26 protein-coding genes are annotated in these 25,826 nt (G+C 71.5%); 11 read left to right on the top strand and 15 right to left on the bottom strand.

Annotation, left to right across the window (positions count from 1 at the left end):
* Positions 1-81 precede the first annotated feature (81 nt).
* The 3 genes from QM572_RS11180 to QM572_RS11170 form a co-directional block, all read right to left on the bottom strand.
* Positions 82-1,299 carry an amidohydrolase family protein gene (locus QM572_RS11180; protein ID WP_415093055.1) on the bottom strand — a complete coding sequence of 406 codons (1,218 nt, stop codon included), beginning with the start codon at positions 1,297-1,299 and terminating at the stop codon, positions 82-84.
* Positions 1,300-1,443: 144 nt separating this feature from the next.
* Positions 1,444-1,662 carry a KTSC domain-containing protein gene (locus QM572_RS11175; RefSeq protein WP_415093053.1) on the bottom strand — a complete coding sequence of 73 codons (219 nt, stop codon included), beginning with the start codon at positions 1,660-1,662 and terminating at the stop codon, positions 1,444-1,446.
* A 17-nt stretch (positions 1,663-1,679) separates the two neighbouring features.
* Positions 1,680-2,246 (bottom strand): TetR family transcriptional regulator, encoded by a 567-nt coding sequence (locus tag QM572_RS11170; protein WP_415093051.1) that lies wholly within the window; start codon positions 2,244-2,246, stop codon positions 1,680-1,682.
* Between the two features lie 97 nt (positions 2,247-2,343).
* Here QM572_RS11170 and QM572_RS11165 point away from each other — a divergent pair, with 97 nt between their 5' ends.
* On the top strand, positions 2,344-3,240 hold the full coding sequence (locus QM572_RS11165) for an SDR family oxidoreductase (RefSeq protein WP_415093049.1): 897 nt from the start codon (positions 2,344-2,346) through the stop codon (positions 3,238-3,240).
* Between the two features lie 29 nt (positions 3,241-3,269).
* Entirely contained in the window at positions 3,270-4,151 is an 882-nt protein-coding gene (locus QM572_RS11160) for an amidohydrolase family protein (protein ID WP_415093047.1), read from the top strand.
* A gap of 100 nt (positions 4,152-4,251) precedes the next feature.
* On the opposite strand, the gene QM572_RS11155 is transcribed toward QM572_RS11160, so the two are convergent.
* Positions 4,252-4,899 (bottom strand): class I SAM-dependent methyltransferase, encoded by a 648-nt coding sequence (locus tag QM572_RS11155; RefSeq protein WP_415093045.1) that lies wholly within the window; start codon positions 4,897-4,899, stop codon positions 4,252-4,254.
* Positions 4,900-4,927: 28 nt separating this feature from the next.
* Positions 4,928-6,565, bottom strand: a complete 1,638-nt coding sequence (locus tag QM572_RS11150) for an AMP-binding protein (protein WP_415093043.1) — start codon at positions 6,563-6,565, stop codon at positions 4,928-4,930.
* Between the two features lie 53 nt (positions 6,566-6,618).
* Between QM572_RS11150 and QM572_RS11145 the strand changes: the two genes are divergently transcribed.
* Positions 6,619-7,860 carry a low temperature requirement protein A gene (locus QM572_RS11145; protein WP_415093041.1) on the top strand — a complete coding sequence of 414 codons (1,242 nt, stop codon included), beginning with the start codon at positions 6,619-6,621 and terminating at the stop codon, positions 7,858-7,860.
* Positions 7,861-7,880: 20 nt separating this feature from the next.
* A complete protein-coding gene (ybaK, locus tag QM572_RS11140; RefSeq protein ID WP_415093057.1) occupies positions 7,881-8,366 on the top strand; it encodes a Cys-tRNA(Pro) deacylase in 486 nt (161 codons plus the stop codon).
* Here ybaK and QM572_RS11135 read toward each other — a convergent pair.
* Positions 8,344-8,823, bottom strand: a complete 480-nt coding sequence (locus QM572_RS11135) for a YbaK/EbsC family protein (protein ID WP_415093040.1) — start codon at positions 8,821-8,823, stop codon at positions 8,344-8,346. The genes ybaK and QM572_RS11135 overlap by 23 nt on opposite strands.
* Positions 8,824-8,900: 77 nt before the next feature.
* Entirely contained in the window at positions 8,901-9,674 is a 774-nt protein-coding gene (locus QM572_RS11130; RefSeq protein ID WP_415093038.1) for an SDR family oxidoreductase, read from the bottom strand.
* Positions 9,675-9,774: 100 nt separating this feature from the next.
* Between QM572_RS11130 and QM572_RS11125 the strand changes: the two genes are divergently transcribed.
* On the top strand, positions 9,775-10,623 hold the full coding sequence (locus QM572_RS11125; RefSeq protein ID WP_415093036.1) for a helix-turn-helix transcriptional regulator: 849 nt from the start codon (positions 9,775-9,777) through the stop codon (positions 10,621-10,623).
* A gap of 6 nt (positions 10,624-10,629) precedes the next feature.
* Here QM572_RS11125 and QM572_RS11120 read toward each other — a convergent pair whose 3' ends face one another.
* On the bottom strand, positions 10,630-12,072 hold the full coding sequence (locus tag QM572_RS11120) for a PLP-dependent aminotransferase family protein (RefSeq protein WP_415093034.1): 1,443 nt from the start codon (positions 12,070-12,072) through the stop codon (positions 10,630-10,632).
* Positions 12,073-12,169: 97 nt separating this feature from the next.
* Here QM572_RS11120 and QM572_RS11115 point away from each other — a divergent pair, with 97 nt between their 5' ends.
* A complete protein-coding gene (locus tag QM572_RS11115; protein WP_415093032.1) occupies positions 12,170-12,787 on the top strand; it encodes a YczE/YyaS/YitT family protein in 618 nt (205 codons plus the stop codon).
* Positions 12,788-12,941: 154 nt separating this feature from the next.
* On the opposite strand, the gene QM572_RS11110 is transcribed toward QM572_RS11115, so the two are convergent.
* The gene (locus QM572_RS11110; protein WP_415093030.1) at positions 12,942-13,403 is read right to left on the bottom strand and encodes a GNAT family N-acetyltransferase; all 462 of its coding nucleotides are present in this window, start codon (positions 13,401-13,403) and stop codon (positions 12,942-12,944) included.
* A 69-nt stretch (positions 13,404-13,472) separates the two neighbouring features.
* On the opposite strand from QM572_RS11110, the gene QM572_RS11105 reads away from it, so the two are divergent.
* Positions 13,473-13,934: a hypothetical protein gene (locus tag QM572_RS11105; RefSeq protein ID WP_415093028.1), complete on the top strand. Its 462-nt coding sequence runs from the start codon at positions 13,473-13,475 to the stop codon at positions 13,932-13,934.
* A gap of 128 nt (positions 13,935-14,062) precedes the next feature.
* Entirely contained in the window at positions 14,063-14,338 is a 276-nt protein-coding gene (locus QM572_RS11100) for a DUF1272 domain-containing protein (RefSeq protein WP_415093026.1), read from the top strand.
* Here QM572_RS11100 and QM572_RS11095 read toward each other — a convergent pair.
* From QM572_RS11095 to trxA, 5 genes are all read right to left on the bottom strand, one after another.
* Positions 14,322-15,701, bottom strand: coding sequence for a DUF222 domain-containing protein (locus tag QM572_RS11095; protein ID WP_415093024.1), 1,380 nt, complete (start codon positions 15,699-15,701; stop codon positions 14,322-14,324). The genes QM572_RS11100 and QM572_RS11095 overlap by 17 nt on opposite strands.
* Positions 15,702-15,922: 221 nt before the next feature.
* A complete protein-coding gene (locus QM572_RS11090) occupies positions 15,923-17,473 on the bottom strand; it encodes an SDR family NAD(P)-dependent oxidoreductase (protein ID WP_415093022.1) in 1,551 nt (516 codons plus the stop codon).
* 64 nt (positions 17,474-17,537) lie between these two features.
* Positions 17,538-18,155, bottom strand: coding sequence for a TMEM165/GDT1 family protein (locus QM572_RS11085; RefSeq protein ID WP_415093020.1), 618 nt, complete (start codon positions 18,153-18,155; stop codon positions 17,538-17,540).
* Between the two features lie 201 nt (positions 18,156-18,356).
* Complete coding sequence (locus tag QM572_RS11080; protein WP_415093018.1) at positions 18,357-19,415, bottom strand: NAD(P)-dependent alcohol dehydrogenase; 1,059 nt, start codon at positions 19,413-19,415, stop codon at positions 18,357-18,359.
* Complete coding sequence (gene trxA / locus QM572_RS11075) at positions 19,412-19,768, bottom strand: thioredoxin (RefSeq protein ID WP_415093016.1); 357 nt, start codon at positions 19,766-19,768, stop codon at positions 19,412-19,414. Before trxA ends, QM572_RS11080 begins: the two co-directional genes overlap by 4 nt.
* A gap of 72 nt (positions 19,769-19,840) precedes the next feature.
* Here trxA and QM572_RS11070 point away from each other — a divergent pair, with 72 nt between their 5' ends.
* Together QM572_RS11070 and leuS are read left to right on the top strand one after the other, a co-directional pair.
* Entirely contained in the window at positions 19,841-21,187 is a 1,347-nt protein-coding gene (locus QM572_RS11070; RefSeq protein WP_415093014.1) for an aminotransferase class V-fold PLP-dependent enzyme, read from the top strand.
* 1,105 nt (positions 21,188-22,292) lie between these two features.
* Positions 22,293-24,719 (top strand): leucine--tRNA ligase, encoded by a 2,427-nt coding sequence (gene leuS, locus QM572_RS11065; RefSeq protein WP_415093012.1) that lies wholly within the window; start codon positions 22,293-22,295, stop codon positions 24,717-24,719.
* 15 nt (positions 24,720-24,734) lie between these two features.
* Here leuS and QM572_RS11060 read toward each other — a convergent pair whose 3' ends face one another.
* Positions 24,735-24,869, bottom strand: a complete 135-nt coding sequence (locus tag QM572_RS11060) for a hypothetical protein (protein ID WP_415093010.1) — start codon at positions 24,867-24,869, stop codon at positions 24,735-24,737.
* A gap of 71 nt (positions 24,870-24,940) precedes the next feature.
* Between QM572_RS11060 and QM572_RS11055 the strand changes: the two genes are divergently transcribed.
* Positions 24,941-25,798, top strand: a complete 858-nt coding sequence (locus QM572_RS11055) for a DegV family protein (RefSeq protein WP_415093008.1) — start codon at positions 24,941-24,943, stop codon at positions 25,796-25,798.
* The last annotated feature ends 28 nt before the right edge of the window (positions 25,799-25,826 follow it).

Below are 25,826 nucleotides of genomic sequence, written 5' to 3'. Positions count from 1 at the left end.
GCTCGTCGCCGGCTCCGGACAGCCGCGCGCCGCGGAGGCGGTACGACGCGAGGCCGGACGGAGCCACGACCGACCCTCGGCTCAGTCGCCGAGGACCGGCGTGTGGAGGAGCGCGCCGTCGCGGGCGACGATCTCGCCGCTCTTCATCACCAGAGTGCGCCGCGGCGGCACGACGACGATCTCGCCGAGCGCCTGGCCGGGCAGCACGACGAGGTCGGCGGGGTCGCCGGCGGCGAGGTCGCACGGCTCCAGGCCGAGGGCGTCGCGGCCGAGCGAGGTGCCCATCGAGAGCGCGAACTCGAGGTCGTCGTCGCGGCGGAAGTAGGACTTGTAGGCGAGGAAGGTCGCGCGCGAGAGGATGTCGCCCTCGCCCCACGGCGACCAGCGGCTGCGGGAGGAGTCCGAGCCGAGGCACATCGGGACCCCGAGTGCGTGCAGCCGGCGGACGTCGGGGACCGGGAGCAGGCCGTGGACGCCGACCGCGACGGCGATCCCGGCCTCGGCCAGGACCGCGCCGGTGCGGTCGAGCTCGTCGGGGGAGGCGTCGGCGAGGCTGAAGACGTCGCAGAGCGAGACCCTGCCCTCCATGCCGTGCTCGCGGGCGCGATCGGCGATCTGGGTGATGAGCCAGCGGCCGAGCTCGCCCGACTCGTGGAGGTGGAAGTCCACCGCGACTCCGTGCTTGGCGGCCAGCCCGAAGACGGCGTCGAGGGACCTGCCGGCGTCGCCGTCGATGTTCGCGGGGTCGAGGCCGGCGACGCCGTCGAGGCCGCCGCGGGAGAGGGCCTCGTCGAGGAGCTCGGCGGTGCCGGGGTTGCTGAGCAGGCCGAGCTGGGCGAAGGCGACGACCGACAGGTCGACCATTGGGCCGAAGGCCTCCTTGACCTTCAGCACGTCGTCGACGCCGGCGAGTCCGATCTGCGGGGCGACGTCGACGAGCGTGCGCACGCTCGTCGTGCCCTGGCGGACGCACTCGCCGAGGAACCTCGCCGCGCGCACCGCGCACGGAGTCGTGGTCTCCTGCCAGTCGGTCAGGGTGTCCTCGAACATCTGGCGCATCGAGATCTCCTCGGAGGTGCGACGCACCCACGGCTCGCCCCAGAGGCTCTTGTCGATGTGGGCATGCCCGTCGACGAAGCCCGGCAGCACGATCTCGCCGCCGAGGTCGATGCGCGTCTCGCCCGGCTGCGGGGCCGGGGGAGCGTCGAGCACCTCGGCGATGCGACCGCCCTCGACGACGATGCTCTGGGTCTCGGTCCGGCCGTTCGGGCGGCCGTCGGTGAGCACGGTGCGGCTCATGGTCTCTCCTCGTATGGTGAACTGATCAGTTCATGATACGCAGATCGTGTTACGCGGAGATGTCGCCATGACGAGGCACTGCTCCCGCCCGGGACCGCCACGCCGGCTCTCGGGGCCGGTGGCCGGGGCGCGCGGGCCGCGGGGTCAGCCGTCGACGCGGCGGTAGGCGTAGGTCGACGTGATGTGCTCGCGCCACTCGGTCCAGGGGTGGGCCGAGGTCATCAGCGCCTCGAACACCTCGGGCGGCACGTCGAGGTAGTCGTAGACGCCGCCCCGGCGGAAGCGGACGCGCAGGGTCCCGGTGGCCGGGTCGTAGCCGGCGTACTCGAGCGCCTTGGAGCGGCGCGTCGGATGCAGCTCCACGCTCCTGAGGCTAGTGGTCAGGGTGAGCCGAGCAGCGCCTGGAGACGGGTGAGCAGCTCGTCTTGGAGCTCGGCGAAGGGGCGACTCTCGCCCTCGGCGATCCAGGCGGCGAACGCCCGGCGGAAGACGCTGACCCCGGTCTCGGCCGCGAGCCCCGCCGTCACCGCGTCGACGCCGCGCTCGACGAGCGCGGCCGTCAACGTCTCGACGACTCCGCCCATCTTGTGCAGCTCGCGCTCCTGCAGGGCCGGATTCGCCGCGACTACGACGGCACGCGAGCGCGACCACGCCCGCCGGTCCTCCGTGAAGAACTCGGCGGCCTGCCGGAGCGACGCCGTCACGAGCGCCATCGGCGTCGTCGCCCCCGAGGCGGCGACGCCGTCGAGGAAGCCGGCCTCGAAGCGCTCCGAGCCGGCGAAGAGCACCTCGCGCTTGTCCGCGAAGTAGCGGAAGAAGGTGCGCTCGGTCAGGCCCGCCTCGGTGGCGATCTCGGCGACGGTGGTGCGTTCGAAGCCCTGGGTCGCGAAGAGCCGCAGTGCCGCCTCGGCGAGGCGCTCGCGGGATCCGGACTGCCATCGGGCCATGGTCGGCATCCTAGGTGATGACAGTCTCTGACATGAAGTGCTACCGTCGATGTCAGGAACTGACATCAGTAGGACATCAGCACGAGAGGCATCACCCATGCGCGTATTCGTCACCGGATCCAGCGGCTGGATCGGCTCCGCCGTCGTCGACGAGCTCCTCGCCCACGGCCACCAGGTCCTCGGCCTGGTCCGCTCCGACGCCGCCGCGGAGGTCGTCGCCGCCAACGGCGCCGACGTCCTCCGCGGCGACCTCGACGACCTCGACTCGCTGCGCCGCGGAGCGGCGCAGACCGACGGCACGATCCACCTGGCCAACAAGCACGACTGGTCCGACCCGGCGGCCTCCAACCGGGCCGAGCGCGCCTCGATCGAGGCCCTGGCCGAGACGCTCGCGGGCACCGGCCGGCCGCTCGTCGTCTCCTCCGGCGTCGCGGGCCTCGCCCCCGGCCGGCCCGCGACCGAGAACGACGCCAACCCCTCCGTGGGCCCCGACGCCCCGCGTGGCGGCGGGGAGAACCGGGCCTTCGACTTCGCCGGCCAGGGCGTCCGCGCCATCGCCGCCCGCTTCGCGCCGACCGTCCACGGGATCGGCGACCACGGGTTCGTCGCGCTGATCGCCCAGGCCGCGCGGCGGACCGGCGTGTCGGCGTACGTGGGCGACGGGGAGCACGCGTGGGCGGCCGTCCACCGCGGCGACGCGGCGCGGCTCGTCCGGCTCGGGCTGGAGAGCGCGCCGGCCGGCACGCGGCTCCATGCCGTGGGAGAGGAGGCGATCCCGACGCGCCTGATCGCCGAGGCGATCGGCGAGCGGCTGGGTCTGCCCGTCGCCGCGATCGCGCCCGACGAGGCGATCGGCCACTTCGGCTTCGTCGGCCGGTTCTTCGCCATGGACCTCAGCGCGTCGAGCGCGATCACGCGCGCGGCGCTCGGCTGGGCCCCGGGCGGTCCGACGCTTCTCGAGGACATCGCCGCCGGGGGCTACGACCCGGCGTGAGGGCGCCCGCGCGTCACTAGGGTGGCCCCGTGACACCGAGCGACGAGGCCGAGCGGGTCCGGGCCGTGACCGCCGGGCTGGGCCTCCCCGGCCTCGTCGACGTCCACACCCACTTCATGCCGGCCAATGTCCTGGCCAAGGTGTGGGACTACTTCGACGCCGTCGGCCCGATGACCGGCCTGGCGTGGCCGATCACCTACCGCACGGGGGAGGAGGAGCGCGTCGCCCTCCTGCGCGGCTTCGGCGTCGAGCGATTCACCTCGATGATCTACGCGCACCGCCCGGACATGGCGGCGTGGCTCAACTCCTGGGCGCGCGACTTCGCCGCCCGCACGCCGGAGTGCCTCCTCACCGCGACGTTCTATCCCGAGCCCTCCGCGGAGGAGTACGTCGGCCTGGCGCTCGCGTCGAGCGCGCGGATCTTCAAGATCCACGTGCAGGTGAGCGACTTCCCGCCCGACGATCCGGCGCTGGACGGGGTGTGGGGGCTGATCGAGGACGCCGGCGTCCCCGTGCTCATCCACTGCGGATCGGGCCCGGCTCCGGGTCGCTTCACCGGACCCGAGCGGATCCGGACGCTGCTGGGCCGCCATCCGCGGTTGCGGCTGATCGTCGCGCACATGGGCCTTCCGGAGTACGCCGACTTCCTCGGCCTCGCCGACGCGTACGACGGCGTCCACCTCGACACGACGATGGCGTTCACCGACTTCACCGAGGCCCTGGCGCCCTTCCCGCGCGAGCTCCGTCCGCGGCTGGCCGACCTGGGCGAGAGGATCCTCTTCGGCAGCGACTTCCCCAACATCCCCTATCCGTATCTCCATGCCCTCGAGGCGGTGACGCGGCTCGACCTGGGCGATGCCTGGGTGCGCGGGGCGCTGAGGGGCAACGCGGCCCGGCTGTTCGGGCTCTGAGCCCCAGTCGGTGTGAGGGGAGGCCCCAGTCGGTGTGAGGGGAGGCCCCAGTCGGTGTGAGGGGAGGCCCCAGTCGGTGTGAGGGGAGGCCCCAGTCGGGTCAGGGGCGGCGGGCGGAGAGGTAGGCGAACGCGCCCTCGGTCACCGCGTAGCTCACGAACCCCGCGGCGCGCAGCCAGCCGGTCACCTCGAGCACGGTGGCCGACGGGCCGACCAGGCCGCCGGCGCGGCCGGCGACGAGGATCGGCCGGTAGCGCAGGCCGGCGTCCGAGCGCAGCCAGGTGAGCTCGATCCTGTCGGCGGTGACCCGGGCGATCTCGCGGACAGCCGCGCCCGGGTCGGGGAAGCAGTGCAGCCCGGTGAGGCTGAGGGTCAGGTCGACCGAGCGGTCCTCGAGCGGGAGGTCGGCGACGTCGCCCTCCAGGGTCTCGATCGCGATGCCGCGGCGCTCGGCCGCGCGCCGGGTCCGGCGCAGCATGGCGGGGGAGATGTCGCAGGCGAGGTAGCGGAGCCCCGCGGCGGGGTCGACGCCGCGCAGCGCGATCCCCGACCCGCACGGGACGTCGAGGACGGTGCCTCCGGCCGGGACGTGCGCGAGGGAGTCGATGGCGTCGTACAGGCCGTCGAAGCTGGTGCCGAAGCCCACCACGCCGGCGGTCCGGGCGAGCGCCGGGTGGCCCATGCCGAAGGAGTAGACGTGCGCCCACGGATGGTCGAGGCGCCAGGTGTCGCTGACGGTGCCGGTCACGGGACTCACTCTGGCAGGCGCGCGGGGCTCAGGCCAGGCCGAGCTCCCTCGCGCTGACCTCGCGCATCTCGACCTTGCGGATCTTGCCGGTCACCGTCATCGGGAACTCCTCGACGATCCGCACGTAGCGCGGGATCTTGTAGCCCGCCAGCCGCCCCTCGCAGAAGGCCCGCACCGCGTCGGCGTCGAGCGGAGGCCGCCCGGCGCGCATCCGGAGCCAGGCGCACAGCTCCTCGCCGTACCTCGGATCGGGTACGCCGACGACCTGGACGTCCTCGACGTCGGGATGGGTGTAGAGGAACTCCTCGATCTCGCGCGGGTAGATGTTCTCCCCACCGCGGATGACGAGGTCCTTGATCCGCCCGACGATCGTGCAGTAGCCGTCCTCCCGCATCACCGCCAGGTCGCCGGTGTGCATCCAGCCGTCGGCGTCGATCGCCTCGGCGGTCTTCTCCGGGTCGTCCCAGTAGCCGAGCATCACCGAGTAGCCGCGGGTGCAGAACTCCCCGGTCTCCCCACGTGGCACCGTCTCGCCGGCGGGGTCGACGATCTTGATCTCGACGTGGGGCGCGGCCCGGCCGATCGTCGTCGTACGCCGGTCGAGGTCGTCGTCGGCGCGGGTCTGGCACGACACCGGCGACGTCTCGGTCATGCCGTAGGCGATCGACACCTCGTCCATGTGCATGTCGTTGACGCAGTGCTTCATCACCTCGACCGGGCAGATCGAGCCGGCCATGATGCCGGTGCGCAGCGTCGACAGGTCGTAGTCGCCGAAGTCGGGCAGGCTCTGCTCCGCGATGAACATCGTCGGCACCCCGTAGAGCGCGGTCGCCCGCTCCTCGACGACGCTCCGCAGCGTGGTGGCGGCGTCGAACGCCGGGCCCGGGACGATGATCGTCGCGCCGTGGGTGACGCAGCCGAGCGTGCCCATCACCATGCCGAAGCAGTGGTAGAAGGGCACCGGGATCACGAGCCGGTCGTCGGCGGTGAAGCCGATCGTCTCGGTCGTGAAGTACCCGTTGTTGAGGATGTTGCGGTGGCTGAGCGTGGCGCCCTTGGGGAAGCCGGTGGTGCCCGAGGTGTACTGGATGTTGATCGCGTCGCCCGGCTCCAGGTGGCTCATCCGCTCCTCGAGCGCGTGCCGGGGCATCTCCTCGCCCTCGGTCACGAGGTGCTCCCAGTCGGGACCGTCGATGAAGATCACCTGCCGCAGCGCCGGGGCGGTCGCGCGGATCTCGTGGGTCATCCGCGCGTAGTCGCTGTCCCGGAACCGCGTCGCGCACAGCAGCATCCGCATCCCCGACTGGTTCACGACGTAGTCGAGCTCGTGGCTCCGGTACGCCGGGTTGACGTTGACCAGGATCGCGCCGATCTTCGCGGTGGCCAGCTGCACGAGGGTCCACTCGGCGCAGTTGGGCGCCCAGATCCCGATCCGGTCCCCCTTCTCGACCCCCTCCGCCAGGAGACCGCGGGCGAGGTGGTCGACGTCCTCGTTGAGCTCGCGCCAGGTCCAGCGCCGGCCCGACGCCACCTCGACCAGGGCCTCGCGGTCGGGATGGGTCGCCACCGTGCGCTCGAGCGCGGCGCCGATCGTCTCGTCCAGGAGGGGGGTGGAGCTCTCGCCGACGTCGTACGACGGCATCGGGGAGGACGCGCTGATCGTCATGTGACCAGCGTCACATGTGGTGGTGGCTTGTTCAAGGCGGGATGCTGTCCCTCATGACGGACGCGACGGTGCAGCATTGGGCGGTTCGGATGGTGGGGCGCGACCCGGCCGAGCACGAGCGGGCGTCCACCCCGCTGGAGCTGCTCTTCGACCTGACCTTCGTCGTCGCCTTCGGCACGGCGGCCGACGAGCTCGCCCACGGCCTGGCCGAGGGCCACACCGGCGCGGCGCTGGCCGGCTTCTGCTTCGCCACCTTCGGGGTCGCGTGGGCCTGGATCAACTTCACCTGGTTCGCCTCGGCGTACGACACCGACGACTGGATCTACCGCCTGACCACCATGCTCCAGATGGTCGGCGTGCTGGTCTTCGCGCTCGGGCTTCCGGCGATGTTCGCCTCGGTCGAGGAGCACGCCGAGACCCTGGACAACGACGTCATGGTGCTCGGGTACGTCGTGATGCGGATCGCCATGGTGCTCCAGTGGTGGCGCGCCGGCCGGAACGACGCCGCGCGACGCCCGGCGCACCGGGTCTACATCGCGTCCATCGTGGCCTCGCAGGTGCTGTGGTGCCTGCTCGCCGCCGCCGACCTCGGCATCGGGCCGACCTTCGCGCTGATGGTCGTGCCGATGGCGATCGAGGTCGGCGGACCCGTGGTGGCGGAGCGCCGCTACGGCGGCACGCCGTGGCACCCCGGCCACATCGCGGAGCGCTACGGGCTGATGGTGATCATCGCGCTCGGCGAGGGACTGCTGGGCACGATGGCGAGCCTGACCGCGCTGGCGAAGGAGGAGGGCCTGTCCCTCGACGTCGGCCTCCTCGCGCTGGTCGGCACGGCGCTCATCTTCGGGCTGTGGTGGACCTACTACGCCATCCCGCACGCCGAGATCCTCACCGCGTGGCGGGAGCGCTCCTTCGGCTGGGGCTACGGCCACATCCTCCTCTTCGGGGCGATCGTGGCGGTCGGCGCGGGACTGCACGTCGCGGCGTACTTCCTGGAGCATCACAGCGAGACCTCGCTCGTGGCCACCGTCGCGACGGCCGCGATCCCGACGGCGGTCTACCTGCTGTTCCTCTACGTGCTCTACGCGGTCTTCTCCCGCTCCTTCGACCCGTTCCATCTCGTCCTCATCGGCGCGTCCGCGGTGACCATCGCGCTCTCGCTCGTGCTCGCGGCGTCCGGCGTCGAGCTCGCCTGGGCGCTCGCGGTGCTGGCGGTGACCCCGTGGATCACGGTGATCGGCTACGAGACGGTCGGCTACCGGCACAACCGCGCCGTGCTCGACGGCGCCGCGTAGTCTGCGACGCCGTGGCGAGGGTGTCGAGGAGGCAGGCTGGAGGTACGCCGGCGACGGTCGCCCTGTCCGCCGCGGGGATCGCCTTCACGCTGCATCCCTACGAGCACGACCCGCGCGCGACGTCGTACGGGCTCGAGGCGGCGTCGGCGCTGGGCGTCGCTCCGGGGCGGGTGTTCAAGACGCTGATGGCCTCGGTGGACGGGCGGCTCTGCGTCGGGATCGTGCCGGTGTCCGGCCAGCTCGACCTCAAGGCGCTCGCGCGGGCGCTCGGCGGGTCGAAGGCGGTGATGGCCAAGGTGGCGGCGGCCGAGCGCGCCACCGGCTACGTCGCGGGCGGCATCTCGCCGATCGGCCAGCGGCGCGCGCACCCGACCGTGCTGGACGAGTCGGCGACGGCGTACGACACGATCTTCGTCAGCGGCGGCCGCCGCGGACTCGACCTCGAGCTCGCCCCCGCCGACCTGGTCGCCGCGACCGGCGCGCTCACCGCGGAGATCGGGCGCTGACGTCGACCCAGCCGCGGTGGCCCGTGATCTCCTCGAGCTGCGCCGGCGTGAGCTCGATGGCGGAGTTCGGGCTTCCGCAGGCGGGGAGGACGCTGGTGAAGCGCCGCAGCGACTCGTCGAGGTGGACCGTCGCGGTGTCCGGGTTGCCGAACGGGCAGACGCCGCCCGGGGCATGGCCGGTGAGGCGCTCGACCTCGTCGCCGCCGAGCATCCGGGCCTTGAGCCCGAAGGTCGCCTTGAACGCGCCGTTGTCGAGCCGCGCGTCGCCTGCCAGGACGACGAGGATCGCCGTCCCGGGCTCGGTGCCCCGGAAGCTCAGCGTCTTGGCGATGCGCGCCGGCTCGACGCCGAGCGCGGCCGCGGCCAGCTCGACGGTCGCCGCCGACTCCTCCGTCAGGATGATCCGCTCGGCCAGGCCGTGGCGGGCGAGGTGGGCGCGAGCGAGGTCGAGCGACATGCCCGCAGGCTAGATGACATGTCCCCAGGGGTCGCGCAGCGTGCGAGCCCTGGGGACATGTCATCGAGGCATGGTCCTCAGTGCGGGTCGAGCCGGTTGAGCGTGGCGACCACCTGGTCGTAGTCGCCGCGCGCCTCGCCGTAGCGCAGGAACCTCACGTTCTCGACCTGGATCTCGCGGGCGTCGGGCTGCTCCTCGATCAGCCCGACCACCTCGGCGACGAAGTCCTCGAGCGGCATCGCGACGTCGCTCTCCCTCTGGCCCGGCATCAGGTCGGTCCTCACCGCCGGCGGCTCCAGCTCGACGACCTCGACCGAGGTGCCGTCCAGCTGGAGACGGATCGACTCGCTCAGCATGTGGATCGCGGCCTTGGTCGCGTTGTAGGTCGGCGTGATCCTCAGCGGGGCGAAGGCCAGGCCGGACGAGACGGTCATGATCGTGGCGCGCGGCTGGGCGAGCAGGTGCTCGATGAAGGCGCCGATGAGACGGATCGGTCCGAGCAGGTTGGTGGTGACGGTCTGCTCGGCATGGGCGACGAACCCCTGGCCGTCGCCGTCGCCGTACGGCGTCGTCCAGTCCTCGGGGCGCATGATGCCGGCCATCGTGACGAGGACGTTGAGGTCGGGATGCCGCTCGACGACGGCCGCGGCGGCCTCGGCGATGGAGGCCGCGTCGGCGGTGTCGATCCGCACGGTGTCGAGGCCGTGCTCCGCGGCGATCTGGTCGAGGAGCTCGGCGCGGCGGCCGCCGACGATCACGGTGTTGCCGCGGTCGGCGAGGGCGACCGCGAGGGCGAGCCCGATGCCGCTGGTGGCGCCGGGGATGAAGATGGTGTTGCCGGTGATGTCCATGCCTCCACCGTGCCCGTCCGCGGGGAGGCGAGGCAGAGACGGCTCATCGGGGGATCGGCGGTCCGTGGCTGCGCGGGCGGGGCTCGGGGAGGATGGCGACATGGACCGCTCCGCCCTCGCCGACTTCCTGACGCGCCACCGTGAGGCGCTGCGGCCCGTCGACGTCGGGCTGCCGACCGGGTCGCGGCGGCGCACTCCCGGGCTGCGGCGCGAGGAGGTGGCCGCGCTGGCGGCGATGTCGACCGACTACTACACCCGCCTCGAGCAGCGGCGCGGCCCGCAGCCGTCGACCCAGATGCTCGCCGCGATCGCGCGGGCCCTGCGGCTCACGCCGGACGAGCGCGACTACCTCTATCGTGTCGCCGGACACAGCGCGCCGGACCGGATGAGCGCGGGGGAGTACGTCGCCCCGGCGCTGCTGCGCGTCCTCGACCGCCTCGCCGACACCCCGGCCATGGTGATCGACCGGCTCGGTGAGCGGCTCGTCGCGAACGGCCCCGCGCGGGCGCTCTTCGGCGACCACTCGGGCTACTCCGGCTGGGAGCGCAGCGAGATCTACCGCTGGTTCACCCGTCCGGACACCGAGCGCCTGCGCTATCCCGAGGACGATCGGGGGCGGCAGAGCCGGGCGCAGGTCGCATCGCTCCGCGCGGCGTACGGCGTCATGGGATCCTCCTCGCGGGCGGGCGAGCTGGTGCGCGAGCTGCAGCGGCTGAGCCCGGAGTTCGCGACGCTGTGGGAGACCCACGAGGTCGCGCGTCGCTTCGAGGACCACAAGGTGCTCGTGCACCCGCAGCTCGGCCCGATCGAGCTGGACTGCCAGGTCCTCTTCACCGAGGACCAGTCGCAGGCGCTGCTGGTCCTCACCGCGGCGCCGCACAGCGAGGACGAGGAGAAGCTCCGGCTGCTCGCCGTGCTGGGCACTCAGCAGTTCGCCGACTCGCGCTGAATGCGCTCAGACCGACGGCTCGCTGGTGGTGAGTCGCAGGGGCGTGGTGTCGGCGACGGTCGGCCAGAGCTCGCCGAGGATCGCGACCGCCTGGGTCAGGGTCGCAGGGGAGGTCAGAGGGAAGCGCAGTCGTCGCTCGTAGGCGCCGTCGATGCCGAATCGCGGGCCCGCGGTCAGGTGGATCCCGTGCGCGCGGGCGGCGAGGGTGACCTGCGAGCTGACCGGCGCGGGCAGCCTCACCCATGCCGCGAGCCCGCCCTCGAGCCGCTCGGGCATCTCCCAGTCGGGGAGGTGGCGCGCGAGCGCGTCGGCGAGGGCGCCGCGCCGCTCGCGGAGCTGGCTACGGCGCTCCTCGATCGCCTCGCCGCTCCGCCGTACGAGGTGCGCCGCGACGAGCTGCTCCCAGACCGGGCTGCCGAGGTCGTGAGCCGGCCGGACGGCCGCCACCCGGCCGAGGATGTCGGCCGACGCCCGGATCCAGCCGATCCGCAGCCCGCCCCAGAGCAGCTTGCTGGCCGACCCGATGTGCACGACGCGGGCGCCGTGCTCGCCCGCCAGGGTCGCGAGCGGCCCGTAGTGCTCGCGGCGGTCGATGTCGAGCTCGCCGGTGGTCTCGTCGGCGATCAGGAGGGTGTCGACCTTGGCGACGGCGTGGAGCAGCTCGTGACGGTCGTCGAGGGTCATCGACCGGGCCGTCGGGTTGTGGAAGTCGGGCATCACGTAGGCGAGGGACGGGTTGGTGCGCCCGATCGTCGCGGCGAGCGAGGCGGTGTCCCAGCCGTCCTCCGGGGTCACGGGGGAGGTCACGATCCGACCCCCGGCCGATGCCAGCGCGTCGTACGCGTGGGGATAGCTGGGGCTGTCGGCGAAGACCCGGTCGCCCCTGGTCACGAAGGTGCGCGACAGCAGGGTGATCGCGCCCTGGGCGCCGCTGGTGACCAGGATCTGCTCGGGGTCCGTCGGCAGGCCGCGCGCGGTGTAGCGCTCGGCGATCGCCTCGCGCAGCGCGGGGACGCCGATGAGCTGGTAGCCGGGGGTGTCGTAGTGAGCCGCCAGCTCCTCGGTCGCCAGCGCGGCCGCGGCGGGCAGGAGGCTGGTGGCCGGCAGGGCGGCCATGGTGAGGTCGATGACCTGCGACCGCGGCGCCGTCGCCGGCGGGCGGGCGAGGGGGAGGGTCGTGGTCGTGCCGGAGCCCTGGACGGCTCGCGCGTAGCCGCTGTCGCGCAGCTGGCGGTAGGCCGCCGTGATGGTGGTGCGGGAGAGGTCGAGGCGCTCGGAGAGCTCGCGCTCGGACGGCAGTCGCACGTCGGCGGAGATGCGGCCGTCGATGAGCAGCAGCCGGATGCGCTCGGCCAGGGCCTCGTACGCCGGCAGCCCGCCCGTCCCGTCGCGTCGCCAGTCGCCGAGAAGGTCCCCGAGCGTCGATGCGGCCAGTCGTCCACGAATCATGAGGCCACTTTACGCAGATTGGCCTCTTGTCGCTCAAGTGGCCTTGAGATTGGCTTGACGAGTGATCGAACACAGCCTCACGACGACGATGCGCCGGATGGCGTGGCTCTTGACCGGACTTGTCCTCTACGGTCTCTCGATCGCCATGATCGTGCGAGCCCACATCGGCCTCGACCCCTGGTCGGTCCTCGCCCAGGGGGTCTCCCGGACGACGGGGATGTCGTTCGGCGTCGTGACGGACCTCATCGGCCTCGGCGTGCTGCTGCTCTGGTGGCCGCTCCGCCAGCGGCCCGGCGTGGGGACGGTGCTCAACGTCCTCCTGATCGGTCCCGCGGCCGACGTGGGTCTGTGGCTGATCCCGGCGCCGACGGAGGTGGCCGCGCGGCTGCTGCTGTTCGGTGCCGGGATCGGCCTGCTCGCGGTCGCCACCGGCCTCTACCTCGCGCCGCGACTCGGTCCCGGCCCGCGCGACGGCCTGATGACCGGCCTGCACGCCCGGCTGGGCTGGCGGCTGGGCTGGGCGCGGACCTCGGTCGAGCTCACGGTGCTGGTCGCCGGCTTCCTGCTCGGCGGGCAGGTCGGGATCGGCACGGCGCTGGAGGCGCTGGCGATCGGGCCGTTGGTGCAGCGGACGGTGCCGTGGTTCGCCGCCCGGCTGGAGGCCGCCTCGGTGCGGCGGGCGGGTCCGGCGCTGCTGGCGGGGAGCCCGTCGTGATGGCCTCGTGGACGTGCCCGCGCTCGGGTGCTCCGACCCTGGTCAGTCACCACGACGTCCGCGACGTCACGAACCTCGAGCCGGGCGTGATCCTGGTGCGGTGGCGGTGCGGGTGCGGCGGGGAGCACCGGACCCTGACCGGCGTGCGGATCGCTCAGTCGAGCGCGAGCTCCATGAAGACGCTGTTGGGATCCTCGACGTAGTCGTCGAACGGCTCGCGTACGACGAACCCGGCCCGCTCGTACAGCCGGCGGGCCGGGGCGAAGAAGTCCTGGCTCCCGGTCTCCAGCAGTGCGGTGCGGGCGCCCACCCGGCGGGCCTCCGCGAGGAGGTGGTCGAGCATCGCCGCCCCGACGCCCCGGCCGCGTGCGCCGGGTGTCGTGCGCATCGACTTCAGCTCGACCCGCGCACCGTCGAGCGTCTTCAGGGCCCCGCTCCCGCGCAGCTCCTCGCCCTCCCAGGCGGTCCAGAACGCGATGCCGGGCGCTCGCAGCGCGTCGAGGTCGAGCGCGTGCACCGACTCGGCCGGCGAGCTGGCGTACATGTCCGCCAGGTGCTCCTCCAGCAGCGCGACGACGGCCGGGCGGGTGAGGTCGTCGAGCTCGAAGCGCAGCATGGGCCGAACGCTAGTGGTCGTCGTGTTCTCGGGGCACCATGGGCCGACAGCAGGAGCGGAGGGGTGGTCATGAAGGTAGGGAGCCTCGTCCTGGTCGGCATCGTCGCCGCCCTGGTCGCCGCCCTGGTCGCGGTGCTGTTCGCCGGCACCAGGTCGTGTCACTCGGACGCGAGCGCCTCGTGTGCGGGTCCCTACCTGGACGACCAGCCGCCGGGCGGCGAGTTCGGCGCCCCGGCGCCGACGGTCGCGGCAGGGGAGTCGGTGACGATCTACGGGCACTTCTACTCCAGCACCTGCAACGACACCGGCTGCGATAGCCCCTTGAAGCCGCTGCCCGATGTCCATCTCATCGCTCGCCTGCCCGGCGGGACGGACCTCGACCTCGGGAGCTTCACTCCGGGCGGGAAGGACATGGGCTTCCACGCCACCGTCACCGTCCCGGCAGATACGCCCGACGGGACCGCGATCCTCAGCGACGACGGGGACTTCGGCGCGACGGCGTACCGCTTCACGGTGGGCTCCACTGCCTGACCCGAACTCGTGATCGGGCGAGAGCCGGCGACCTGGCCCACGGGGATGCCCTGGCTCGGGCGCGGGATCCACGCAGTCTGGCAGGATCGCCGCTGTTCGAGTGGCGCGGTGATCGTGATGCTGGCCTCGTGCTCGAGATCAGACCCAGCTGCGAATGCTGCGACCGCGACCTCGATCCGGCGTCGCCGGACGTGCTGATCTGCAGCTACGAGTGCACCTGGTGCCGTGATTGTGCCGAAGGTCGGCTCGGTGGGATCTGCCCCAACTGCGGTGGCGAGCTGGTCCGGCGGCCGGTCCGCCCCGCGCGAGCGCTGCTGGCCGACCCGCCGTCGACGAGGCGGGTGTTCGATCCCGGCTGCCTCTCACGCTCGGCTCGCCTGACGTCCTCTACGTCCTCCTGGTGAAGCGGATGGTGCCGTCAGGGAGGCGCTCGTGGAGGTAGGCGGTGTCGTGGATGAGGTGGTGGTCCGCGCTGCAGAGGAGGACCAGGCGGTCGAGGTCGGTGCGGCCGCCGTAGGCCCAGGGGTCGAGGTGGTGGACCTCGCACCAGGCGGCGGGTCGGTCGCAGTGCTCGCCTTGGCACGTGGGGTGCCGGAGCGCGAGCGCTGTCCGTTGGGTGCGGGTGGCGAGGCGTCGAGTGCGCCCGAGATCGAGCACCTGCCCGGCTCCGCCGAGGACGGCCGGGATGATCCCGGCACCACAGGCGAGTCTCCGGGCTTCCGACGCGGAGATCGGCTGGGATCCGTTGGGTCCGACGATACTCGCGGTCGCGAGGTCGGCGCGGAGTGCGTCAAGGGTCATGGTGACGACCAGCTCCGTCGACGCGCCGCCGTGGTCGGGCAGGGCATCCGGATCGATCCGCTCGAGCAGCTCGCAGAAGGCGTGGCCGAGCTTCCGCCGCCCAGGTAGTCGCCACCACACCGTCTCGTCTCCCGGGCCGCTGGCCATGTCGCCGGCCGTCTCGTTGGCCAAGTGGTCGGTCGCGCCTGCGCTACTGGCCGAGTCCGTCCCTGCCGCACAGTCGGTGCTTTCCGTGCCGCGTGCCCAGGCCGGGGTGGTGGCGCGGCGGGGGTTGAGGAGGGCGTGGAGGTAGGTCGCCAGGCGGGTCGCGGCGACGTCGGGGAGTCGGCCGCCGAATCTGGTGGTGCCGTCCCCGACCTTGGCGAACCAGAGGCTGGTCTTCTCCCGGGCGGTGCGTTCCTCGGCCTCCAATGCCCGGGCCTCATGGGCCTCCGCCACGTCGGGCGCCAGGACGTCGAGCACCCGGCGGCCGAGTAGCCGCAGCTCGCGTGGTGTGTGCCGCGCAGCCGCGTCGACCAGATGGGCTTCGGCGGCGGTGATCATCTCCGTCTCGACACTCTCGGGAAGGGAATCGAGGGCGGTGAGGATCACCCGCGCCTGCTCGGGCGCCACGGTGCCGGCCCGCATCCCTGCCGCGACAGCGGGTCGTGCGACTAGGCCGTCGGCGAGGCGCTGCTCCGCCCGTGCAGCCTGGTGTCCGATCCGGGTCTCGGTCGCCAGCCAGGCACCCGCGGTGTGGGCGCCAGCCGCATCCGCTGCCCCGCCAGCCATGGAGGCGGTGGTCATGATCCGGGCGCGGAGCTCGGTGACCTGGGCGAGGACCGCGGTCAGCTCCCGCAGGGCGGTGCCCTGGTCGATCGGGGTCATGTACATCGGGTCAACGCCCGCGACATCACCGAGTACTTCCCGCATGAGTGAGGCAGCCCGGAGGATGGGGTGGGTGGGGTCGGCGTACGAGACCACCATCAGCAACCACCTCCTCCGGGCGTCGACGAAGCGGCACACGGGTGTGTGCTGCCGGTCGTCGCTCCTGGAGGCCCGTGGTGGCGCTATTACTTACCCTCGCGACTGGCGGACCCTTCGCCACTTCGACACCGCGTCCAGCGGGACGTCTCGTGGGTGGCACCTTGAGGTGATCGCCTACCAAGAAGACTAGGCCGGCCCACCGACAAAACCTGGCGGGCTCATCACCAGGGTGAGGGCTCGTAGTCCTTGAGGAAGCAGCCGAAGAGATCGACGCCCGCCTCGCCCTGCACGATCGGGTCGTAGACACGGGCGGCGCCGTCCACGAGATCGAGCGGCGCGTGCCAGCCCTCGGCGGCGATGCGGAGCTTCTCCTCGTGCGGTCGCTCGTCGGTGATCCAGCCGGTGTCGACGGCGGTCATCAGGATCCGGTCGGTCTCGAACATCTCACCGGCCGAGGTCCGGGTGAGCATGTTCAGTGCCGCCTTGGCCATGTTCGTGTGCGGGTGACCTGCCCCCTTGTAGCGCCGGGAGAACTGTCCCTCCATGGCCGAGACGTTGACGACGTACGCGCGGCGCGCTCCGGCCGCCACGGCGGCGCGCAGCTGCGGCCTGAGCCGGCTGATGATCAGGAACGGTGCGATGGAGTTGCAGAACTGCACCTCGAGCAGCTCCAGGGGATCGACCTCGTCGACCACCTGGGTCCAGGAGTTGTTGACCTGGATGTCGGGGATCAGGCCGCCGGCGTCGATAGCCGTGCCGGCCAGGTGCGCCTCCAGCGAGGCGCCGCCGGCGGTGAGCGACAGCTGGGTGAGCGCGGCGGCGCTGGAGGCCGCGAGCTCGGCGGCGTGGGAGGCCGGCGACTCGCCCTCGTGGTGGGCCATCTGCGCGGCGGAGAGCGCTCCGGCCAGCGCAGCGGGGTGGGCCTCGGAGATGCGGTCGAAGGTCAGCATCTCGGGCAGCGCGGCGTGGCCGTAGAAGGAAGGGGCGGGCAGGGGAGCGCTCTCGCCCTCGATGAGGTTCGTGTAGGCGCCGGGGAGACGGCGTACGGTCTGGCAGGCGTTGTTGACGATGATGTCGAGCGGCCCGTCGGCGGCGACCTCGTCGGTGAGCGCCACGACCTGGGTGGGGTCGCGCAGGTCGATGCCGATGATCTTGAGCCGGTCGATCCACTCATGACTGTCGTCCATGGCGGCGAACCGGCGTACGGCGTCCTTGGGGAAGCGTGTCGTCACCGTGAGATGGGCGCCGTCGCGGAGGAGGCGCAGGGCGATGTACATCCCGATCTTCGCCCGCCCGCCCGTCAGCAGCGCCCGCTTGCCGCGCAGGTCGGCGTGCTGGTCGCGCTTGGCGTGCGACATCGCCGCGCACGACGGGCACAGCCAGTGGTAGAACGCGTCGACGAGCGTGAAGTCCTGCTTGCAGATGTAGCAGCCGCGCGCGGTCAGCAGCTCGCCGGCGAACGCGCCCGGCGCCGTCGAGACCAGCGGGATCCCGGCGGTCTCGTCGTCGATCCGCATCCTCGAGCCGGTGGCCGTCAGCTCGATGATCGCCTGGTCGTGCGCCTGCTTGGCGCCCCGGATCTCGGCTCGCCGCGCCTTCTTGATCAGCTTCCACATGTACGACGTCGCGCGCTTCACCGTGCGTACGTCGTCGTGGTCGGGGTCCAGCTGATGCAGCTGTCCGAGCACCTCGAGCGTGATCGCGAGCTTCTCCGGGTCGATCCGGTCGATCCGGTCGATCCGGTCGAGGCGAGGGCTCTGCTCGGTGCTCACCGGGGGATTCTAGGAGCGGGCGGGCCGCCGGACGCATTCGTCAGGAGTCGTCGCGACGGCGCGATCAGCCACGGATTGCCCCGACCAGCGTGACGACCGCGAGCACGACCATGACAGCGGCGGCGACGCGGGTGATGATCTTCATCGGCAGGATCCGGAGCAGGGTCCTGCCGAAGAGCATGGCCGTCAGCGCGACGCCCCACAGGCCGAGGACGGCGCCGATGCCGACCGAGAGCGGGTCCTCGTACCTCGCCGCGAGGTTGGCCGTCATGATCTGCGTCAGGTCGCCCCACTCGCCGATGAAGATGACGCCGAAGCCGACGCTGGCGACCTTCCAGAACGAGGCGTTCGCGGGCACGTCCGCGACCTCGGCCTCGTCGGCCGACTCCTCGGCGGCCAGCATCTCGTCGTCCTCGCTTCCCTCACGCCAGATCAGGAACGCGCCCAGCAGGAACAGCAGGCCGACCACCGTCTCGACGGCACGATGGGGGAGCAGCGTGAGCAGGTGCCCCGCCGCGACGGCGATCACGACGTGGACGGCGAAGGCGGCGCCGACCCCGGCGAAGACCCACCGCAACGGGAACCTCGTGCCGAGCACCAGGCTGGCGATGGCGGTCTTGTCGGGCAGCTCGGAGACGAAGATGAGGGCGAAGACGGTGAGCAGCGTGCCGATGTCGATCATGGGGGTCCTTCGGTTCTGGCGGCTTGCGTCCGAACCGGACCCGGGGCGGGAGCGCTCGGACGCCAGCACGCAGGGCTGGTTGTCCGAACGTCTCGTCCAGTCACCGCACGCTGTCGCATGCGTTGACCCCGAGCACCGGGCCGCATCGGCGGCCAGTATGTCGACACCCGGTCGAGGGACTACTCCCGTTCGCGGAGCATCCTAGGACACGGCTTCCAACGTCGAGACATCGATGACGAACCGATAGCGCACGTCCGAGGCCACGACCCGCTCATAGGCCTCGTTGATCTGGTCGGCCGAGATCACCTCGATCTCCGCGCCCAGACCGTGCTCGGCGCAGAAGTCGAGCATCTCCTGGGTCTGCGGGATGCCGCCGATGTTGGAGCCGGCCAGCGCCTTGCCGCCGCCGATCACGGAGCCGATGTGCAGGCTCATCCTCTCCGGCGGCAGCCCGACGCAGACCATCGCGCCCCGCGGGGCGAGCAGGCCGAGGTAGCCGCCGAGGTCGAAGGGCACGCTGAGGGTGTTGACGATCAGGTCGAAGGAGCCGCGCAGGGCCTTGAACGTGTCGGGATCCGAGGTCGCGTAGTAGGCGCTCGCCCCGAGGCGGAGACCGTCCTCCTGCTTCTTCAGCGACTGCGAGAGCACGCTGACCTCGGCGCCGAGCGCGGCGGCGATCTTGACCGCCATGTGCCCGAGGCCGCCCAGCCCGACGACCGCGACCCGCTTGCCCGGACCGGCGCCCCAGTTCGCCAGGGGCGCGTACGTCGTGATGCCCGCGCACAGCAGGGGCGCGGCCACGTCGAGCTCCAGCCCGTCGGGGATCCGCAGCACGAAGTCCTCGTTCACCACGACGTGCGTCGAGTAGCCGCCGTGGGTGGTCATGCCGTACCTGTCGATGCTGCCGTAGGTCCAGGTGACCCTCCCCTCGAGGCAGTTCTGCTGCTGGCCGTCGCGACACTCGGCGCACTCGCCGCAGGAGTCGACCATGCAGCCGACCCCGACGCGGTCGCCGACGGCGTACTTCGTCACGGAGGCGCCGACCTCGGTGACGACGCCGGCGATCTCATGGCCGGGGGCGACGGGCCACGGCTGGTCGCCCCACTCGCCGCGGACGGTGTGGATGTCGGAGTGGCAGATGCCGGCGTACCTCACCTCGATGAGGACGTCGTGCTCGTCGAGGTCGCGTCGCTCGACGGTCAGCGGGTGGAGGGGCTGGGTGGGGTCGGAGGCGCCGTAGGCGGAGACGGTGCGGGTCACTGGTCGGACTCCTTGCTGAGCTCGGCTTCGACATCGAGCGCCACGACGGCCTCGATGACCTGGTTGAGGGCGTCGGCGGGCAGGGCGCCGGGCTGGGAGAACACGAGATGGCCCTTCTTGAAGGCCATGAGGGTCGGGATCGAGGTGATCCGGGCCGCGCCGGCGAGCTCGGGCTCGGCCTCGGTGTCGACCTTCCCGAAGACGATGTCGGGGTGTCTCTCCGAGGCGCCGTCGTAGACGGGGGCGAACTGGCGGCACGGTCCGCACCACGACGCCCAGAAGTCCACGAGGACGATCTCGTGGTCGAGGACGCATCGCTCGAAGTCGGCAGCGGTCAGGTCGGTGGTGGGCACGCCCTCGAACGTACTCCGTCTCGAAACTGCGAGCCCGGCGGAATGTCTTCCCGATCGCTTTAGAATCGGGGCATGACGCTGACGCCCACCCGCACGGAGGTCGAGGCGCTGCTGCCTGTCGTGGGCGGCGACACCCAGGTCCCGCTGCTCGACGGCAGCTGGGTGACCTACGCCAACCTCGACGGTGCCGCGAGCACGCCCGCGCTCCAGGTCGTCGCCGACCGCGTCGCCGACGTGATGCCGTGGTACGCCAGCGTCCACCGCGGCGCGGGCTACCTCTCCCAGGTCTCGACCGCGCTCTACGAGGAGGCGCGCACCGAGATCGCGGCCTTCGTGGACGCCCGCGAGGACGACCTCACGATCATCACCCGCAACACCACCGACTCGATCAACCTGCTCGCGAGCGTCGTCCCCGGCAAGGTGCTCGTCATCGACGTCGAGCACCACGCGAACTTCCTGCCGTGGCAGAGCCACCCCCAGGGCGTCACGATCGTCGTCGGATCGGCCACGGTCGCGGGCACGCTCGACCGGATCGAGGCCGAGCTCGAGGGCGAGACCTACGCGCTGGTCGCGATCACCGGCGCCTCCAACGTGACCGGCGAGGCGCTGCCGCTCGACCGCGTCGTCGCGGTCGCCCACCAGCACGGCGCGCGAGTGCTCGTCGACGGCGCCCAGCTGCTCGCCCACCGCCGGTTCTCGCTGCGCGAGACCGACGCGGACTACGTCGCGTTCAGCGCCCACAAGCTCTACGCGCCGTACGGCGCCGGCGCGCTCGTCGGCCGTGCGGACTGGCTCGACGCCGGCCCCGCCTATCTCTCCGGCGGGGGAGCGGTGAGGCAGGTCCACCTGCGCGACACCACCTGGCAGGCGGGCCCCGCCCGGCACGAGGGCGGCACGCCGAACCTCATCGGCGCGGTCGCGCTGGCGGCCGCCTGCACCACGCTCGCGGGTCTCGACGAGCAGGCGTGGGCCGAGCACGAGCGCGTGCTCCGCGAGCGGCTCGTCGCCGGGCTGGAGTCGATCGAGGGGGTCCGGATCGCCCGGCTCTGGGTCGACTCCGAGGAGCCCGTGGGGGTGCTCACCTTTACGATGGAGGACACCGAGCCGGGCTACCTGGCGGCGTACCTCGCCGCGGAGCACGGTCTCGGCGTGCGCGACGGCAGGTTCTGCGCCCACCCGCTGCTGGCCAGGCTCGACCTGCCGCTGGGCGCGATCCGGGTGAGCGTCGGCCTCGCCACGACCGGGGAGGACGTCGACCGGCTCGTCGCCGGGCTGCGCGCGTTCGTCGCCGGACAGATCAAGGGCGACTACCGCCTGGTCGACGGACTCTGGCACCTGGAGAACGACTCCCGGCCGCTGCCGCAGATCGACGGCCTCCTCGCGCTGGCCGACACCGCCGGCCTCTGCACCTCCGACTAACGACACCGGCGCCACGTCCGGTCTCTGGGTCCTCTGTTCAACCCGGAGGGTCGTCAGGATGAGGAGGGCGAGAGAGGGACGCGTACTCGTCAGGGAGCGTTCTCGTGAATGCAGACTTAAAAGCAATTTGACAGCATGTGTCTGGATTTTACCAACGCGAAACCAATTCTCGTCACTACTGGGTGGACCCTCCCAGGTGGAGGATCACTTGGGGAGAGGGAAACCAATGAGGCGTGCGAAAATTGCAGGGCAGTTTGTGATGACCGCTGGTTTGGTTTGTGTAGTCGTCACCAGCGGACCGGCGGAAGCAGGTTCGGGACCTGCGGCGACGTATTCCTACGATGTAGTCGACCTGAAGACGATCACAGGGTACGTGAATGATGACGAAGTTCTTGGACAATGCACCGTTGGAAGAACAGGAGCGACCTGCACGATATCCCTGGCTACTTCTGCGACAAACACTGTTCAAACCAGTTTCTCGCTGTCCAAGGGGTGGGTCGCTGGCCAGATCGGCTATACGTATTCATCCACTACGTCCATAACTACGTCGTGCACGTCGCCGAAGCTTAGCAAGGGTGAGTCGTGGACGGCCTACCCTAAGGGGACCAAGTATACGTACAAGATTGAGAAGACTACTCACGTTGGCCCGAGGGAATCAGTCGAGACAAGCGGGACCAAGACGGCATTCAAGGCAACCAAGAACGCTATCTATTGTGAATGATGACTAGAAGTTTCGCTGTCGGCTCCGATCACGTACGAGATTCCTGACGCACATCAGTGAGTCGAGTATCTGATATTCACGATCTTGCTCTCAATACGAAGACGTTGAGATCCCCATTTTACGCGCGACGGTCCGTCCTTGCGGGCTGTGTGTGAGCAACGACGTTATGGCGACGATTGTTCGGGTGGTGCTACCGGGACGACTGCGGAGGACCTGCCAGCGCACCCGCGCCGCTGCTGTGGGGCTCGCTGGCGGTCGTGGCCGCCCTCGTCGTGGTGCTGGTCGCGCGCGGGCGGGTGCGCGACGCCGTGATGGGGACCGGCATGGCCGTCATGCTCGGCACGATGCTCTGAGCGGAGCCCGGTCTCGGTAGGATCCCCGGCTGTGACGAGCGAGCCCGACGAGTACGACTACAACGCGCTGCAGGCCAGGTGGCGGCCGGTGTGGGAGCGGCTCGACCCGTTCAAGGCGGGCGTGCTCAGCGCCGAGACCGGCGCGAAGAGGCGCTACGCGCTGACGATGTTCCCCTACCCCTCGGGCGACCTCCACATGGGTCATGCCGAGGTGATGGCGCTGCACGACGTCATCGCACGCCACTGGTGGCAGAAGGGGTACGACGTCCTCAACCCCATCGGCTGGGACTCCTTCGGACTGCCGGCCGAGAACGCCGCGATCAAGCGCGACGAGCACCCGGCGACGTACACCTACGACAACATCGAGACCCAGGCCGAGTCCTTCCGCCGCTACGCGGTGAGCTTCGACTGGTCGCGCCGGCTGCACACCTCGGACCCGGAGTACTACCACTGGACCCAGTGGCTGTTCCTGAGGTTCCGTGAGCGGGGGCTGGCCTACCGCAAGAACAGCCCGGTCAACTGGTGTCCGAACGACCAGACGGTGCTCGCCAACGAGCAGGTCGTGGGCGGGCTGTGCGAGCGCTGTGGCGCGGTCGTGACCAAGCGCGAGCTCAACCAGTGGTACTTCAAGGTCACCGACTACGCCCAGCGGCTGCTCGACGACATGGACGCCCTGTCGGGCTCGTGGCCCGAGCGGGTGCTGGCCATGCAGCGCAACTGGATCGGCCGCTCCGAGGGCGCGCACGTCGACTTCGTGCTGTCGCTGGCCGACGGCTCGCAGCGGACGATCACCGTCTTCACCACCCGCCCCGACACCCTGTCGGGCGCGACCTTCATGGTGGTGGCCGCCGACGCGAAGCTGGCCGCCGAGATCGTCGCGCCCGCGCAGGCGGCGGCCCTGGAGTCGTATCTGGTGGAGGTCCGCAAGGCCTCCGACATCGACCGTCTCGCCACCGACCGCCCGAAGACCGGCATCGACCTCGGCGTCACCGCGACCAACCCGCTGACCGGCGAGCAGATCCCGGTGTGGGCCTCGGACTACGTGCTGGCCGACTACGGCACCGGCGCGATCATGGCCGTCCCCGCGCACGACGCCCGCGACCGGGAGTTCGCCGAGAAGTTCGGCCTCCCCATCGTGTCCGTGTACGACGAGGACTCGGCGTACGACAAGGCCGGAGCCATCGCGGCCACCATCGCCGAGCTCGAGGCCGCCGGGACGGGAACCGGCACGGTCAACTTCCGGCTGCGCGACTGGCTGCTGTCCCGCCAGCGGTTCTGGGGCGCGCCGATCCCGATCATCCACTGCGAGACCTGCGGCGAGGTGCCCGTCCCCGAGGACCAGCTGCCGGTCCGGCTGCCGGACAACCTCAAGGGCGCCGACCTCAAGCCCGCGGGCGTCTCCCCGCTGGCCGCGGCCGAGGACTGGGTCAACGTGTCCTGCCCGAGCTGTGGCGGGGCCGCCAAGCGCGACTCCGACACGATGGACACCTTCGTCGACTCCTCGTGGTACTTCCTGCGCTTCCTCGACCCGAGCGACGACACCCAGGCCTTCGACCCCGCCAAGGCCCGCGAATGGATGCCCGTCGACCAGTACGTCGGCGGCGTCGAGCACGCGATCCTGCACCTGCTCTACGCCCGCTTCTTCACCAAGGTCCTGCACGACATGGGCCTGCTCGACTTCGTCGAGCCGTTCACCGCGCTGATGAACCAGGGCCAGGTGATCAACGGCGGCAAGGCGATGAGCAAGTCGCTCGGCAACGGCGTCAACCTCGGCGACATGATCAACGAGTACGGCGTCGACGCGGTGCGCCTGACCATGGTCTTCGCGGGCCCACCGGAGGACGACATCGACTGGCAGGACGTCTCGCCGGGCGGCTCGCTGCGCTTCCTGCAGCGTGCCTGGCGCCTGTCGGGCGACGTGACGTCGGCTCCCGGCACGGACGTGGCCACCGGCGACCTGGCGCTGCGCCGTACGGTCCACAAGACGGTCGCCGAGGCGGACCAGCTGATCGAGTCGCAGCGGTTCAACGTCATGGTCGCCCGGCTGATGGAGCTGGTGAACGCCACCCGCAAGGCGATCGACAACCCGGCGGTCGGCCCGGCCGACCCGGCCGTGAGGGAGTCCGTCGAGGCGCTCGCGATCCTGCTCTCCCTGGTGGCGCCCTACACCGCCGAGGACATGTGGGCCCGGCTCGGCCGCAACCCCGACCTGGCCGAGACGGTGGCCCGCGCCGGCTGGCCGTCGGTCGATCCCGCGCTGCTGGTCGAGGACTCGGTCACCGCGGTCGTCCAGATCAAGGGCAAGGTCCGTGCCCGGCTCGAGGTCTCCCCGGCGATCAGTGAGGCCGACCTCGAGGCCGCCGCGCTCGCCGATCCCGCGGTCGTCGCCGCGCTGGCCGGCGCGAGCCCGGTCAAGGTGATCGTGCGCGCGCCGAAGCTGGTCAACATCGTCGTCTGAGCCGCGGCCAGACCACTAGCTCAGGAGCAGGGCGAGGGTCATCAGGAGGGCGAGCAGGCTGACCACGAGCACCAGGCCGGGAAGCTCGGCGTCCGTCGTGGCCACCGTGGCCCTGGCGGCCTTGGCGTGCGGTTCGATGTCGGCGGTCATGGAGGGTGGTTACCCGCTCGCTCCGTGACCATGCCGGTCGGGCGGCGGCGGGGGCCGATAGGGTTCGCCGCATGGCGGGTCGTGCGGTCGTGGTCACCGACTCCACCGCCGTCCTCCCGCCCGAGCTCGCCGCGGCCGCGGGCATCGAGATCGTCGCCCTCCCGGTGACCGTCGCGGGGGAGACCCACGTGGACGGCGAGGACGGCGCCACCCCGGCCGACATCGTCGCCGCGCTCACGGCACGCAAGCCGGTCAGCACCTCGCGGCCGTCGCCGACGATGCTCCTGGAGGTCTACGAGCGGCTGGCCGCCGAGGGCGCCACCGGCATCCTGGCGGTCCACGTCACCGGCGAGATGAGCGGCACGGTCGAGTCGGCGCGGATGGCGGCGCGCGACGCCTCCCTCGAGGTCGTCACCGTCGACACCCGCGCGGTCGGGCCCTGCCTCGGGCTGGCCGCGCAGGCGGGAGCGCACGCCCTGGCCGGAGGCGCCTCGCTGGCCGAGGCGGCGGAGGCGGTCATGGACCGGGCCAACGCGACGACGTCGTACTTCTACGTGGACACGCTGGAGTTCCTGAGGCGCGGCGGACGGATCGGTGCCGCGTCGGCGCTGCTGGGCTCGGCGCTCGCGGTGAAGCCGCTGCTCGCGGTCGAGGACGGCCGGGTGGTGGTGCGGGAGAAGGTGCGTACGTCGGCACGGGCCCTCGCCCGCCTGGACGACCTGGCCCTGGAGGCGGCCAAGGACCTCGACGTCGAGGTCGTGGTCGCCCACCTGGAGGCGCTCGAGCGGGCCGAGACCCTGGCGTCGTCGCTGACGCAGCGCCTCGGCCCGCGACTGGTGGCGCCGGTGCGGATCGCGGAGCTCGGCGCGGCCCTCGGAGCCCACGTGGGCCCGGGGATGGTGGCCGCGGTCGTCGCGCCCGCCCTGTGAGCCTCCGCGCCGCGGGCGCGAGTGCCTC

This window comes from Nocardioides sp. (genome assembly GCF_047607365.1).
In the GTDB taxonomy this organism is placed as follows: domain Bacteria; phylum Actinomycetota; class Actinomycetes; order Propionibacteriales; family Nocardioidaceae; genus Nocardioides.
Note: the sequence above shows the minus strand (reverse complement) of the source record. Positions and strands in the feature narration are given on the sequence as shown.